We start from the raw sequence: 13,967 nt of genomic DNA, 5'->3' as shown, positions 1-13,967 counted from the left end.
GAATCAGGAAGGCATGCCGGCCCAAAACCACTGGGTTTTCTTGCTTTTTATATGGTTGAACGCCGGCATGAGTTCACCTTCGTCGAAATGTCGACGCGAGCCAAACTGTGCGCTGCTGAACCAGCAGCCTGATCGAGGGCATGCCTGCCCCGCATCAACTGGCGGCAGCGGTTTTTCATCAAATCGCGCATACCATTGCGCAGTGGTTTCCTCGGTAAAGCCGATACCGGGAGCAAGGTAGGGATGAAGGTTGCCGGTGTCCTGCAGGCGAACCGGTTTGATCATCCGGTTGACCGTCACATAGGGTTGCGGCGGTGGCAGGCCTCGACCACCCAATTCAGGCACCGCACCCGCCCGAATGATCAACCCGTTGCGATAGCTATGGAACACGATGTCGCTGTGCGCGCTCATCTCGCCCCGCAATCTGTCGCTCCCTCCCAGCTGCCTGACAAACCCTTCGCCCAGCACCGTGTACCAACTGACGCCCTTTATACGGTCCAGCAAACGCAGGCTTTCAATGTGCGGACCGGGATCGACCATCAACCCTATGTAGTCCTGAGCCAGTCGATACTCCCAGGGTAAATACTGATGACCATCGCAAGGCAGTACACAGGCGAGCCCGCCAAAGCCATGCTCGGCCTGCACTTCGCTGCTTAGATAGCGGATCCAGGCCTCGTAGTTCTTCAAACCGTCGGGCTCGGTCAGGCAGGACCAGGGCAATACCATTTTCAGACAAGAGCGATCGTTATCGGCCTGCCCCTGCGGGGTGTTCATGACAAACAGGCTGTACATGGCGACCTCGGCCTGGGTCGCACTGGCGATAGACCAGATGAACTGCTCGTCCGGGAGGCTTTCGACAACCTGACGCCGGGTCGATGCAAAACCCGATGCGCTCAAGCGACGCATACGCTTGAACAGCTGCCATTTGAGTTTCGGCTTGAACGCGTCATAGAAGCGCGAAAAGCAGGCTTCGACCCGACGCTTCATCTCCAGCGTGTGGCCATTGCGGAAATACAGCGTGGTGATCAACCCAAGTCGAATGACGGGCGTCCCCAATTCAGAATCCATGGCGACCCGTTCGGATTGCTGCGCGACTCCGGCCAGTAGCCTCACAGCATCAGTTGTAGTGTCCGACATGCTCCGCCCTCCCTTTGATCGAGAGACGCGGATTTACGCTAACGCCTGCATGCCCTTTGCATGTTTCGATCACGCCCGACACAGACCTGCGCTCATGCAAGTCACGGCCCTGTCCACGCTCGTACACTTCAGCGGATCTGGCGATGACTTCAAGGCACATAGGCGCAAGATTCGGCAAAAACATGCAACCTTCCTCTCTTCTGATCTTTCCGGAAGCGAAGAGTGAAGGGAGTTTTCCCGCGGGGCAATACTCGGAAATTACTTTGGGAAATCAGCTACATGTATCAGGAAATGTCCTACCTGCCTCCTACAATATTTTGTCGGATCAAGGTCTGATCGGCGGCAACCGGCGGGGGCAATCGATGAGGACGGGTAAACAGTCAGTAAACACACTGTATAAAAAGCAAGAATTGGAGTTAGGCTTTGTGGGAAAGACAACGGCCCGACCGAACCGGCAGGCGCTACGACCTGTCATCTCCGTCAGGAAGCCTTGCTGATTCTTAGCGTAGGGCTGAAGCGCAGCATGTCCAGACACACATCAACCAGTTGCTCGGCCTCTGCCGGCAATGAAAAGCTGTCTGGAACCAGCAGCCATTGATAAATGATGCCGTTTACGTAAGAAAACAGGGCGACTGCGGCACGGGCCGTGTCGAGATCTTTTGGAAGTTGCCCCTGACGTACGGCATTGTTCAGCCCCAGGGTGATCCGGTCGTGGCACTGTATGGCGTTGTCCTGGCGCTGACGACGAAAATCACACATCTCGTCAGTAAACTCGCATTTGTGAAACAGGATTTCATTGATGCGACGGGTTTTCGGGTCCAGTGCGAGCTCATGAAACAAATGAATCAAAAGATTTCTCATACAGCCCAGTGGGTCTTCTTCCTCTTCGCTCTGACTGGCCTGTGCCATTTCATCGAGTGGTTCCTGAAGACTGTCGAGCATTGCCTGGACCAGATCGGCCTTATTGTTGAAGTGCCAGTAAATGGCTCCTCGCGTCACACCAGCAAGGGTTGCGATGTCAGCCAGCGTGGTGCGGGCGACGCCTCGCTCATAAAAAGCCTGCTCGGCAGCCTCCAGAATCTGGCTGCGAGTGATCTGAGCTTCCTCTTTGGTGCGACGAACCATGGCAATAAAACCTCAAAAAATTTACCTCAGGCATGCGTCTGGTGGCAGGCCTGGAGATATGACCGGGCGGCATTTGTCTCGCCTTGTCCCGAATTGGCTGTCGGCACTGTGAATAGTGGCCGAATGCGCACAGCGGGTGTTTACAAACAGCCGCGAATGTAAGTATATTCCTTAGCATGCTACTTATCTAGCCGAAATATTTTTTAACACTTCAACGTACTGTTGAGACAACAGGCTCCTGCCCCGAGGATCTTCATGCAATTCAAGCCAGCTGTTACCGTTCTGGTCACTGCCGTCGCCCTGGCAACCCTGCTCAGTGGCTGTAGCAAGAAGGAACAGGCGGCCCCGCCTGCGCAAACCCCTCAGGTCGGCGTCGTTACCCTCAAAGCACAGCCCTATACCCTGACCACCGAGCTGCCAGGCCGGACCACCGCATTCCGCGTCGCCGAGGTACGCCCTCAGGTCAACGGCATCATTCTCAAACGTCTGTTTACCGAAGGTGGCGACGTCAAAGCCGGTCAGCAGCTCTATCAGATCGACCCGGCTGTCTATGAGGCCAATGCCAACAGCGCCAAGGCGACTCTGCAGTCTGCCAAGTCGATGTCTGATCGCTACAAGCAACTGGTCAGCGATCAAGCGGTAAGCCGTCAGGAATACGACACCGCCCAGGCATCGACGCAGGAAGCTCAGGCCGCCTTGCAGACCGCCCAGATCAACCTGCGCTACACCAAGGTGCTGGCACCTATTTCAGGTCGTATCGGCCGCTCCGCAGTGACCGAAGGCGCGCTGGTCAGCAGCGCCCAGACCGAAGCAATGGCAACCATCCATCAGCTCGACCCGATCTACGTGGATGTGGTTCAGTCGTCTGCCGACATGCTCAAGCTGCGCAATGACCTGGAAAGCGGCAAGCTGCAGAAAGCCGGCGACAACGCGGCCAAGGTCAAGCTGACGCTGGAAGACAACAGCGTCTATGGCCAGGAAGGCAAGCTGGAATTCTCCGAAGTATCGGTTGACCAGACCACAGGCTCGGTCACCTTGCGCGCCGTGTTCCCGAACCCGGAACATCGCTTGTTGCCTGGCATGTTCGTCCACGCGCAATTGCAGGCTGGCGTCAGTGCGAAAGCCATTCTGGCACCGCAGCAAGGCGTGACCCGCGACCTGAAAGGCACGCCGACCGCCATGATCGTCAACCAGGACAACAAGGTTGAAATGCGTACGCTGGTGGCCAACCGCACCGTGGGCAGCGACTGGCTGATCGAAGACGGCCTGAAAGAAGGTGATCGGGTCATTACCGAAGGCTTGCAGTACGTCAAACCAGGCGCCGAAGTGAAAGTCGCCGAAGCGACCAACGTCAAAGGAGCAAACCCGGCACCTGCCCCGGCCACTGATAAAGCCGCAGGCAGCAAAGGGGAGTAACCCATGTCGAAATTCTTTATTGATCGACCCATTTTTGCCTGGGTTATTGCCCTCGTGATCATGCTGGTCGGTGCGCTGTCGATTTCCAGCCTGCCGATCAACCAGTACCCGAGCATCGCACCGCCAGCCATCGGTATCCAGGTCACCTATCCGGGCGCTTCTGCCCAGACGGTGCAGGACACTGTGGTGCAGGTGATCGAGCAACAGCTCAACGGTATCGACAACCTGCGTTATGTGAGCTCGGAAAGTAACTCCGACGGCAGCATGACCATTACCGCGACCTTCAATCAGGGTACCAACCCTGACACGGCGCAGGTTCAGGTGCAGAACAAGCTCAACCTCGCGACCCCGCTGTTGCCACAGGAAGTGCAGCAACAGGGCATCCGCGTGACCAAGGCAGTGAAGAACTTCCTGATGGTTATCGGTCTGGTGTCCGAAGACGGCAGCATGGGCAAGGAAGACCTGGCCAACTACATCGTGTCGAACATGCAGGACCCGATTTCCCGGACCTCCGGTGTGGGTGACTTCCAGGTGTTCGGTTCGCAGTACGCCATGCGTATCTGGCTGGACCCGGCAAAGCTGAACAACTTCCAGCTGACTCCGGTGGACGTGAAAAACGCGATCACCGCGCAGAACGTCCAGGTATCGTCCGGCCAGTTGGGTGGCCTGCCGTCCATCAGCGGCCAGCAGCTGAACGCCACGATCATCGGCAAGACGCGTCTGCAGACCGCCGAGCAGTTCGGCAACATCTTCCTCAAGGTCAACACCGACGGCTCGCAGGTTCGCCTCAAGGACGTCGCGACTGTCGGCCTGGGCGCAGAGAACTACAGCACCGACTCGCAGTTCGACGGTAAACCGGCATCGGGTCTGGCAATCAAACTCGCGACCGGTGCCAACGCACTGGACACCGCCAAGGCTATTCGCGCGACCGTTTCGTCGCTGGAGCCGTTCTTCCCGCCAGGCATGAAAGTCGTGTACCCGTATGACACCACGCCAGTGGTCAGCGAATCGATCAATGGTGTGGTGCACACCCTGATCGAAGCGATCGTGCTGGTGTTCCTGGTAATGTACCTGTTCCTGCAAAACTTCCGCGCCACGGTCATCACGACCATGACCGTACCGGTAGTATTGCTGGGTACGTTCGGCATCCTCGCGGCATTCGGCTTCACCATCAACACCCTGACCATGTTCGGTATGGTGCTGGCCATCGGCTTGCTGGTGGACGATGCGATTGTGGTGGTAGAAAACGTCGAGCGGGTCATGGAGGAGGAAAAGCTCTCCCCGCGCGACGCCACGATCAAATCCATGACCCAGATCCAGGGTGCGCTGGTCGGTATTGCGCTGGTGNGCTCTACCGGGGTGATCTACAAACAGTTCTCGATTACCATCGTCTCGGCCATGGCCCTGTCGGTGGTTGTCGCCCTGATCTTCACCCCGGCGCTGTGCGCCACCATGCTCAAGCCTATCGATCACGAGAAGCACGGCCAGCCAAAACGTGGTTTCTTCGGCTGGTTCAACCGCACCTTTGACCGCAGCGTTCTGAGCTACGAACGTGGCGTCGGCAACATGCTCAAGCACAAATGGCCGGCGTATCTGGGCTATATCCTGATCTGCGCAGGCATGGTCTGGATGTTCATGCGTATCCCGGCCGCGTTCCTTCCGGAAGAAGATCAGGGCGTCATCTTTGCCCAGATCCAGACCCCGGCAGGTTCCTCTACCGAGCGTACGCAGGAAGTCATCGACAACATGCGTGAATACCTGCTGACCAAGGAAAGCGGTGCAGTGAAGTCGGTGTTCTCGGTAAACGGCTTCAACTTTGCGGGCCGCGGTCAAAGCTCGGCGATTGCGTTCGTCATGCTCAAGCCGTGGGAAGAACGTGATTCCAACAACAGCGTCTTCGAACTGGCCAAGCGCGCTCAGGGCTATTTCTTCAGCCTGCGCGACGCAATGGTGTTCGCGGTCGTTCCACCGTCTGTTCTCGAGCTGGGTAACGCCACAGGTTTCGACGTTTACCTGCAGGATCAGGGCGGCGTGGGTCACGACAAACTGATGGAGGCGCGTAACCAGTTCCTCGGCATGGCAGCGCAGAGCAAGATTCTCGCAGGCGTGCGTCCGAACGGGCTGAATGACGAACCGCAATACCAGTTGATCATCGACGACGAACGCGCCAGTGCGCTGGGCATTACCCTCTCGGACATCAACAACACACTGTCCATCGCGTTGGGCGGCAGCTACGTCAATGACTTCATCGACCGTGGCCGTGTGAAGAAGGTGTACATCCAGGGCGATGCGGGTGCCCGTATGACGCCTGAAGACCTCAAGAAGTGGTACGTGCGCAACAGCTCGGGTGAAATGGTGCCGTTCTCGGCCTTCGCCAGCGGCAAATGGACCTACGGCTCACCGAAACTGTCGCGCTACAACGGCGTGGCAGCAGAGGAAGTGCTCGGTACTCCTGCCCCGGGTTACAGCAGCGGCGAGGCGATGGCCGAGGTAGAAGCCCTGGCCAAGAAACTGCCGCAAGGTATCGGCATTTCGTGGACCGGTCTGTCCTACGAGGAACGTTTGTCCGGCTCGCAGGCCCCTGCCCTCTACGCGCTGTCGTTGCTGGTGGTGTTCCTGTGTCTGGCGGCGCTGTATGAAAGCTGGTCGATCCCGATCGCGGTCATCCTCGTGGTGCCGCTGGGGGTTATCGGTGCACTGATGGCAACCAGCCTGCGTGGCCTGTCCAACGACGTGTTCTTCCAGGTGGGCTTGCTGGTGACGGTGGGTCTGGCGGCGAAGAACGCCATTCTGATCGTCGAGTTCGCCAAAGAGCTGCACGAACAGGGCAAGAGCCTGGTCGACTCGGCAATCGAGGCGTGCCGCATGCGTCTGCGCCCGATTATCATGACGTCCATGGCGTTTATCCTCGGCGTTGTGCCGCTGGCAATCTCCACGGGCGCAGGTTCAGGTAGTCAACATTCGATCGGTACTGGTGTAATTGGCGGTATGATCACCGCCGTTATCCTGGCGATCTTCTGGGTGCCCCTGTTCTTTGTCTCGGTTTCAGGGCTCTTCAAGAGCAAGAAGAAACATATTTCACACGATGAGGCTGGCCAATGAGCAAGTCATTGATCTCTCTTGCAGTTACCGCGTTCATTCTCGGCGGCTGCTCTTTGATCCCCGAGTACAAGCAGCCGGAAGCACCGGTCGCCGCTCAATATCCGCAAGGGCCGGCGTACTCGCCGGTCGAAGGCGCCAAAATGGCTGCCGCGGAGCAAGGCTGGCGGCACTTCTTCAATGATCCGGCGCTGCAACAGCTGATTCAGACTGCACTGCTCAACAACCGCGACCTGCGGGTCGCGGCACTGAACATTGACGCTTACCGTGCCCAGTACCGTATTCAGCGCTCGGACCTGTTCCCTGCTGTTTCGGCGACAGGTAGCGGTACTCGTCAACGCGTGCCAGCCGACCAGTCGCAAACCGGTCAAGCAGGCATCACCAGCAGCTATTCGGCAACGCTGGGTGTCAGCTCGTACGAGCTGGACCTCTTTGGCCGGGTGCGCAGCCTCAGCGAGCAGGCGCTGGAGACTTACTTCTCCAGCGAAGAAGCGCGTCGCAGCACCCAGATCAGTCTGGTGGCCAGCGTCGCCAATGCCTACATGACCTGGCAGGCCGACAAGGAACTGCTCAAGCTGACGCAGGACACCCTCAAGACCTACGAAGAAAGCTATCGCCTGACCTCGCGCAGCAATGAAGTCGGTGTTTCCTCGGCCCTGGACCTGAGCCAGTCACGCACCGCCGTCGAAAGCGCGCGTGCCAAACTGGCTCAGTACGAGCGTCTGGTTGCACAGGATCAGAACAGTCTGGTTCTGCTGCTCGGCACCAGCCTGCCTGACAACCTGCCGGCCAGCCACTTGCCGGATTCCGACATGCTGACCGAAATGCCGGCTGGCCTGCCGTCCGACCTGCTGCAGCGTCGTCCGGACATTCTGGAGGCCGAGCATACGCTCAAGGCAGCCAACGCCAACATTGGCGCAGCACGCGCAGCGTTCTTCCCCAGCATCAGCCTGACGGCCAGTGCCGGAACCAGCAGCAGCGAGCTGTCCGGCCTGTTCAAGGGCGGATCGGGTGCATGGCTGTTCCAGCCAAGCATCAACATCCCGATCTTCAACGCCGGCAACCTGCGCGCCAGCCTGGACTACTCGAAAATCCAGAAAGAAATCAGCGTCGCCAACTACGAGAAGGCGATTCAAACCGCCTTCCAGGAAGTGTCTGACGGCCTGGCTTCACGCAAGACCTACGACGAGCAGCTCCAGGCGCAACGTGACTTCGTCGCGGCCAACCAGGACTACTACCGTCTGGCCGAGCGTCGCTACCGGATCGGTATCGACAGCAACCTGACCTTCCTCGACGCCCAGCGCTCGTTGTTCAGCGCGCAACAAACGCTGATCACCGATCGTCTGTCGCAGCTGACCAGCGAGGTCAACCTGTACAAGGCCCTCGGCGGCGGCTGGTACGAAAGAACCGGGCAGACCGAAACCATCTCCAAAGAGAAGCCTTCGGTTCAGCTGTTCTGATTTAAAGCGGCACACAAAAAAACCACCTGATCAGGTGGTTTTTTTGTGGCCGAAACAAGCCTGCGATCAATGATCCTGATGCAGGTACTTGGGCTCTTTGGGCAGGCGCAGACTGAACAGAAAGGCCACAGCCATCATTACGGTCACGTACCAGTAGAAGCTGTTTTCCATCCCGGCACTTTTGAGTTTCAGTGCGACAAATTCGGCAGAACCGCCGAACACTGCGTTGGCTACCGCATAAGCCAGCCCGACACCCAGTGCGCGGACCTGAGGCGGAAACATCTCGGCTTTGACCAGCCCGCTTATCGAGGTGTAAAAGCTGACAATTGCCAACGCCAGGGTAATCAGCGCAAAGGCAATGAACGGGTTGGTGGTGGTTTTCAGAGTAATCAGAATCGGCACCGTGCACAGTGTACCCAGCGCGCCGAACCACAACATCGAATTACGACGACCGATGCGGTCCGCCAGCATGCCGAAAAACGGCTGCATGCACATGTACAGAAACAGCGCGCCGGTCATGATGTAGCTGGCGGTCTTGGCTTCCATGCCTCCGGTGTTGACCAGGTATTTCTGCATGTAGGTCGTGAAGGTGTAGAAAATCAGCGACCCCCCGGCGGTGTAGCCCAGCACGGTGATGAAGGCCGCTGCATGATGCTTGAACAGTGCGGCAATACTGCCTGCGTCTTTGTCCTGACGGCTTTCGGCGGTAGTGGTTTCATTGAGTGTGCGACGCAGCAACAAGGCAATGACAGCGGCGGCCGCACCGATCACGAACGGGATACGCCAGCCGTAGTCACGCAGCTCTTCGGTGGTCAGAAACTGCTGGAGGATGACCACTGTCAATACGGCAAGCAACTGACCGCCGATCAGGGTGACGTACTGGAACGAGGCATAAAAACCGCGCTGCCCGCGCAAGGCCACTTCACTCATGTAAGTGGCCGTGGTGCCATATTCACCGCCCACCGACAGGCCTTGAAGCAGGCGCGCCATGAGCAGCAAGGCCGGTGCCCAGGCACCGATCGAAGCGTAGGTTGGCAAGCAAGCGATGATCAGCGATCCCGCGCACATCATGGTGACCGATATCAGCATGGAGTTCTTGCGGCCATGCTTGTCCGCCACACGGCCAAACAACCAGCCGCCAATCGGGCGCATCAGAAAACCAGCAGCAAACACGCCTGCGGTGTTGAGCAACTGTACCGTCGGATCATCAGAAGGAAAAAAGGCAGGTGCGAAATAGATCGCGCAGAAGGCGTAGATATAAAAGTCGAACCATTCGACCAGGTTGCCGGATGAAGCACCGACAATGGCGAAAATTCTTTTGCTTCGCTCCTCGCCGGTGTAATGCGGTGCTTTTGATGTTGTAGTCATTATTTTCCCCAAGCAGAACTGTCCATAAGAAACAATCTGTAACACCGTCTTTAATCGAGCACAATAAGTCAGAGCAATTCAGCCACCAGGAAAAATCGGCAGGGTTGAACATCCAGTGCCCGGACGAACAACAACCCGGATCATCGGCCCGCCTTTTCGTGGAGGCAGACAAACGATCCGGGTTGCTGGACAACAGGTTGAAACGGGAGCGCTTACCGCTCGATGGCCAGCGCAAGGCCCTGCCCTACGCCGACGCACATGGTTGCCAGGCCTTTGCGCCCCCCGGTTTTTTCCAAGTGGTGCAACGCCGTCAGCACCAGCCGCGCGCCGCTCATGCCCAGTGGATGGCCGAGCGCAATAGCCCCGCCGTTCGGGTTGACCTGCGGTGCGTCGTCCGCCAGGCCCAGTTCGCGCAGAACTGCCAGACCCTGGCTGGCGAAGGCTTCGTTGAGCTCGATGACGTCGAAATCAGTCACCGCCAGACCCAGCCGCTCGACCAGCTTGCGTACCGCAGGCACCGGGCCAATGCCCATCACCCGAGGCGCAACCGCTGCACTGGCCATGCCCAGTACACGGGCGCGTGGCGTCAGGCCGTGCTTTTTAACAGCGTCGGCCGAAGCCAGAATCAATGCAGCAGCCCCGTCGTTGACCCCGGAGGCATTACCTGCGGTGACAGTTTTGTCCGCGCCGTTGACTGGCTTGAGTTTGCTCAGGGTTTCCAGGCTGGTATCGCTGCGCGGATGCTCGTCCTTGTCGACGATGGTTTCGCCTTTTTTGTGCGCAACCCGTACCGGCACGATCTCTTCCTCGAAAAAGCCCGCAGCCTGGGCAACGGCAGTGCGCTGCTGGCTGCGCAGGGCGAAAGCGTCCTGATCGGCTCGAGAAATCTTGAAGTCGGTTGCAACGTTGTCGCCTGTCTCGGGCATTGAGTCCACGCCGTACTGCGCTTTCATCGCCGGGTTGATGAAGCGCCAGCCGATGGTGGTGTCTTCCAGCTTCATGTTGCGCGAGAACGCTGCATCAGCCTTGCCCATCACGAACGGCGCACGGGACATCGACTCAACGCCACCGGCAATTGCCAGTTCGATTTCGCCGGAAGCGATGGCACGGAACGCGGTGCCGATGGCGTCCATCCCGGAAGCACACAGGCGATTGAGGGTCACCCCCGGCACGCTTTCCGGCAGCCCCGCCAACAGCGCAGCCATGCGGGCAACGTTGCGGTTGTCCTCACCGGCCTGGTTGGCACAGCCGAAGAATACTTCGTCGATCTCTTCCCAGTTGACCGATGGGTTGCGCTCCATCAGTGCCTTGATCGGCACCGCGGCCAGGTCGTCGGCACGCACCGAAGACAGCCCCCCGCCAAAGCGACCGATGGGTGTGCGAATCGCATCGCAAATAAATACTTCACGCATCACGCTTCTCCTGCAACCTGACCATGAGCGGCGGCAGTCCGGGCTTCCAGATCACGCAGCGCCGTCAGCTCGACCTCGGTAGGCTCTTCGGAAACGACCACTGTGTCGGCAAAGCGGATCTCCCAGCCCGTGGCAGCAATCACCTGCTCGCGGGTCACGCCAGGGTGCAGCGTGGTCACAACGAACTCGTTGGTGTCAGTTTCCGGCTCCATGATGCACAGGTCGGTAATGATCCCCACCGGGCCTGCACCGGGCAGCCCCAGGCGCTTGCGCGAATCGCCGCCCTCGCCGTGGCCGACCGAGGTAATGAAGTCCAGCTTGTTGACGAACGAACGCGCCGACTGCTTGAGAATGATCAGCACTGACTTGGCCGAACCGGCGATTTCCGGCGCGCCACCGGCACCCGGCAAGCGCACTTTGGGATGATGATAATCACCGACAACGGTGGTGTTGATGTTGCCGAAGCGGTCCACCTGCGCTGCGCCGAGAAAGCCGACGTCGACGCGCCCGCCCTGCAGCCAGTAACGAAAGATTTCGCTGGTGGACACCACCGTGTCGGCGGTTTCCGCCAACTCGCCATCGCCAATCGAAAGCGGTAACACGGTAGGTTTGGCGCCAATCGGGCCGGACTCGTAGATCAGCACCACGTCGGGTGCTGATGTCAGACGCGCCAGGTTCGCAGCCTTGGAGGGCAGACCGATGCCAACGAAGCACACCGAGCCATTACGCAGACGACGGGCTGCTGCAACGGTCATCATTTCACTGGTGGAGTAAGTCATTATTTGGCCTCCGAAGCGCGAGCCAGCTTGCTCTGGAATTCACTGAAATCTGCGGTGCCGTGGATATATTCGTCAATCCACGCGGTGAAGGTTTCACGGTCCCGGGCAATCGGGTCCCAGGCCTGGTAGAACGGGTTGTCACGCTCGTAATAGCCGTGCGCATAGGAGGGGTGAGCACCACCGGGCACCAGGCACACGGCGCTCAATGCCCAGGTCGGCAGTACACAGGAATTCATCGGCGCTTGCAGGTCATCGACAATTTCTTCCACCGTCACAATGCATCGCTTCGCAGCCAGCGCGGCCTCTTTCTGCGCGCCGAGAATCCCCCACAGCAGCACGTTGCCTTTGCGTTCGGCTTTCTGCGCATGTATAACAGTCACATCCGGGCGTACCGATGGCACAGCCGCCAGCACCTCACCGGTAAACGGGCAGGTTACCGTCTTGATCAGCGGGTTGACCTTGGGCAGGTCGGACCCGGCGTAGGCGCGCAGCACTGCGACCGGCAGGCCCGACGCACCAGCCACGTAGGCGTTGGCGAGGTCGGCATGGCTGTGCTCTTCGATTTCCATCGCGCGCGGCCATTGCTTTTCAACCGCATCACGCAGACGGTGTAGAGAACCGACGCCGGGGTTGCCGCCCCACGAAAAAATCAGACGCTTCGCACAACCAGCACCGATCAACTGGTCGTAGATCAGGTCAGGCGTCATGCGCACAAGGGTCAGGTCTTTTTTACCCTGACGGATAATTTCATGACCAGCGGCCGTGGGGATCAAATGCGTGAAGCCTTCCAACGCAACGATGTCGCCATCGTTGACCAGTTGCTTCACCGCATCGCGTAGAGAAAGAATGTATGCCATGAGGTGCTCCGAACCCAACATCACGTTCAATGAACAGCGCGAAGACCTGCGCCGGAATGAAAATGAGGTTATGCCTGAGCAGACAGGCAGACAATCCGATAATCGACTAACCGTTCGGTAACCGAACAAATTCAGCTAACTAACAATCGCTCACGAGCTCGGATAACCAGGCCCGTTTAACCATACCCAGGCAAACAAGGTCAGGTAAACAGCTGCGTACTCAGGTCGCGACTGGCATCGAGCATGATCGGCAAAAAGCGCTGTTCCAGCTCGCTGCGTGCCACACGCCCGGCGCTGGTACTGACATTCAGCGCAGCCAGCACCTGGCCCGACGCATCATAGACCGGCACGGCAATCGAGCGCAGCCCCTGCTCCAGTTCCTGATCGACAATACACCAGCCTTGTTGACGAACCAGTTGCAGACACTCGAGCAGCGCTTCCGGCGTGCGAATGGTACGACTGGTCTTGGGCTGCAGATCGACATGATCAAGGTATTCATGCAACGACACATCATCCAGCGCGGCCAGCAGAATTCGGCCCATGGACGTGCAATATGCCGGAAGGCGGCCGCCCACCGAGAGGTCGACCGAGATCAATCGCTGCGTGGTCGCCGAGCGCGCTATATAAAGGATGTCGTCACCTTCCAGCGTGGCCATGTTGCATGCCTCGTGCAACTGATCGCTCATACGGTCCAGATACGGCTGCGAAGAGGTCGCCAGAGGCGTCGATGACAGATAGGCGTGGCCCAGGGTCAGCACTTTGGGCAGCAGCGAGTACGTACGGCCATCGGTGGTCGCGTAACCCAGCTTGATCAACGTGTGCAGACAACGACGTACCGCAGCGCGGGGGATTTCCGTCCGGTGGCTGATCTGTGCAATGGTCAGGTGCCGCTTGCGCTCCTGAAAAGCATGAATAACGGCAAGCCCGCGCGCCAGCGAAGTCATGAAATCCGGGTCGCCGGTCAGCGCCTGAATGCGCTTTGCGGGTGACGCCACGATGGGCGGTGCCAATGAGGCAAAAGATTTACGCAGTTCATCGTTCATTGACACACCCTCTGTAACTCCCTTCAGCCCCTGTGGAGCGCAGGTTTCAGGTCTATTGGAAGCAGTGAAGACAGCCTCTGCTTGTGCGATTATCGAACAGGTGGCCGATAATCGCAATTGACCCGCCGTAAATATACTTATACCTTTAGGGAAATCCTGAAAAAGACTTCCTGATTTGGCAAAATCTCCGGGCACCAATCGCCGAGCTTTTCGATGATGAATCAAATGACCTTCGCCGATGCCGAATACGCCGCTAAGCGCAAGCAGACCC

The 13,967-nt window shown here is 58.4% G+C and carries 10 protein-coding genes; 3 read left to right on the top strand and 7 right to left on the bottom strand.

Annotated features, from left to right (window positions below; translation table 11 throughout):
* Positions 1–3 precede the first annotated feature (3 nt).
* Entirely contained in the window at positions 4–1,137 is a 1,134-nt protein-coding gene (locus AO277_RS20520; protein WP_004664026.1) for a DUF3396 domain-containing protein, read from the bottom strand.
* Positions 1,138–1,617: 480 nt separating this feature from the next.
* A complete protein-coding gene (pmeR, locus tag AO277_RS20510; protein WP_002554958.1) occupies positions 1,618–2,262 on the bottom strand; it encodes an auxin-lysine conjugate-binding transcriptional regulator PmeR in 645 nt (214 codons plus the stop codon).
* 255 nt (positions 2,263–2,517) lie between these two features.
* Here pmeR and AO277_RS20505 point away from each other — a divergent pair, with 255 nt between their 5' ends.
* The 3 genes from AO277_RS20505 (at position 2,518) to AO277_RS20495 (ending at position 8,237) form a co-directional block, all read left to right on the top strand.
* Positions 2,518–3,678 (top strand): efflux RND transporter periplasmic adaptor subunit, encoded by a 1,161-nt coding sequence (locus tag AO277_RS20505; RefSeq protein ID WP_044318691.1) that lies wholly within the window; start codon positions 2,518–2,520, stop codon positions 3,676–3,678.
* Between the two features lie 3 nt (positions 3,679–3,681).
* Positions 3,682–6,780, top strand: coding sequence for an efflux RND transporter permease subunit (locus AO277_RS20500; RefSeq protein ID WP_099259106.1), 3,099 nt, complete (start codon positions 3,682–3,684; stop codon positions 6,778–6,780).
* Entirely contained in the window at positions 6,777–8,237 is a 1,461-nt protein-coding gene (locus tag AO277_RS20495; RefSeq protein WP_044318692.1) for an AdeC/AdeK/OprM family multidrug efflux complex outer membrane factor, read from the top strand. Before AO277_RS20500 ends, AO277_RS20495 begins: the two co-directional genes overlap by 4 nt.
* A 66-nt stretch (positions 8,238–8,303) precedes the next feature.
* On the opposite strand, the gene AO277_RS20490 is transcribed toward AO277_RS20495, so the two are convergent.
* From AO277_RS20490 to pcaR, 5 genes are all read right to left on the bottom strand, one after another.
* Positions 8,304–9,605 (bottom strand): MFS family transporter, encoded by a 1,302-nt coding sequence (locus AO277_RS20490; RefSeq protein ID WP_002554962.1) that lies wholly within the window; start codon positions 9,603–9,605, stop codon positions 8,304–8,306.
* A 212-nt stretch (positions 9,606–9,817) separates the two neighbouring features.
* Positions 9,818–11,020: a 3-oxoadipyl-CoA thiolase gene (gene pcaF, locus AO277_RS20485; RefSeq protein ID WP_180273457.1), complete on the bottom strand. Its 1,203-nt coding sequence runs from the start codon at positions 11,018–11,020 to the stop codon at positions 9,818–9,820.
* The gene (locus AO277_RS20480) at positions 11,017–11,799 is read right to left on the bottom strand and encodes a CoA-transferase subunit beta (protein WP_172456555.1); all 783 of its coding nucleotides are present in this window, start codon (positions 11,797–11,799) and stop codon (positions 11,017–11,019) included. Before AO277_RS20480 ends, pcaF begins: the two co-directional genes overlap by 4 nt.
* A complete protein-coding gene (locus AO277_RS20475) occupies positions 11,796–12,653 on the bottom strand; it encodes a CoA transferase subunit A (RefSeq protein ID WP_044318699.1) in 858 nt (285 codons plus the stop codon). The genes AO277_RS20480 and AO277_RS20475 overlap by 4 nt, the downstream gene beginning before the upstream one ends.
* Before the next feature lie 200 nt (positions 12,654–12,853).
* Positions 12,854–13,696: a pca regulon transcriptional regulator PcaR gene (gene pcaR / locus AO277_RS20470; RefSeq protein ID WP_003363842.1), complete on the bottom strand. Its 843-nt coding sequence runs from the start codon at positions 13,694–13,696 to the stop codon at positions 12,854–12,856.
* Between the last annotated feature and the right edge of the window lie 271 nt (positions 13,697–13,967).

The sequence above is a fragment of the Pseudomonas amygdali genome, assembly GCF_002699855.1.
Taxonomy (GTDB): domain Bacteria; phylum Pseudomonadota; class Gammaproteobacteria; order Pseudomonadales; family Pseudomonadaceae; genus Aquipseudomonas; species Aquipseudomonas amygdali.
The sequence above is the reverse complement of the archived record's forward strand: the minus strand, read 5'-3'. Positions and strand labels throughout refer to the sequence as shown.

What these genes read in the sequence shown, in the direction of transcription:
- AO277_RS20520 (WP_004664026.1), bottom strand. Translation starts at nt 1,137, where the DNA reads ATGTCGGACACTACAACTGATGCTGTGAGGCTACTGGCCGGAGTCGCG.
- pmeR (WP_002554958.1), bottom strand. Translation starts at nt 2,262, where the DNA reads ATGGTTCGTCGCACCAAAGAGGAAGCTCAGATCACTCGCAGCCAGATT.
- AO277_RS20505 (WP_044318691.1), top strand. Translation starts at nt 2,518, where the DNA reads ATGCAATTCAAGCCAGCTGTTACCGTTCTGGTCACTGCCGTCGCCCTG.
- AO277_RS20495 (WP_044318692.1), top strand. Translation starts at nt 6,777, where the DNA reads ATGAGCAAGTCATTGATCTCTCTTGCAGTTACCGCGTTCATTCTCGGC.
- AO277_RS20490 (WP_002554962.1), bottom strand. Translation starts at nt 9,605, where the DNA reads ATGACTACAACATCAAAAGCACCGCATTACACCGGCGAGGAGCGAAGC.
- AO277_RS20475 (WP_044318699.1), bottom strand. Translation starts at nt 12,653, where the DNA reads ATGGCATACATTCTTTCTCTACGCGATGCGGTGAAGCAACTGGTCAAC.
- pcaR (WP_003363842.1), bottom strand. Translation starts at nt 13,696, where the DNA reads ATGAACGATGAACTGCGTAAATCTTTTGCCTCATTGGCACCGCCCATC.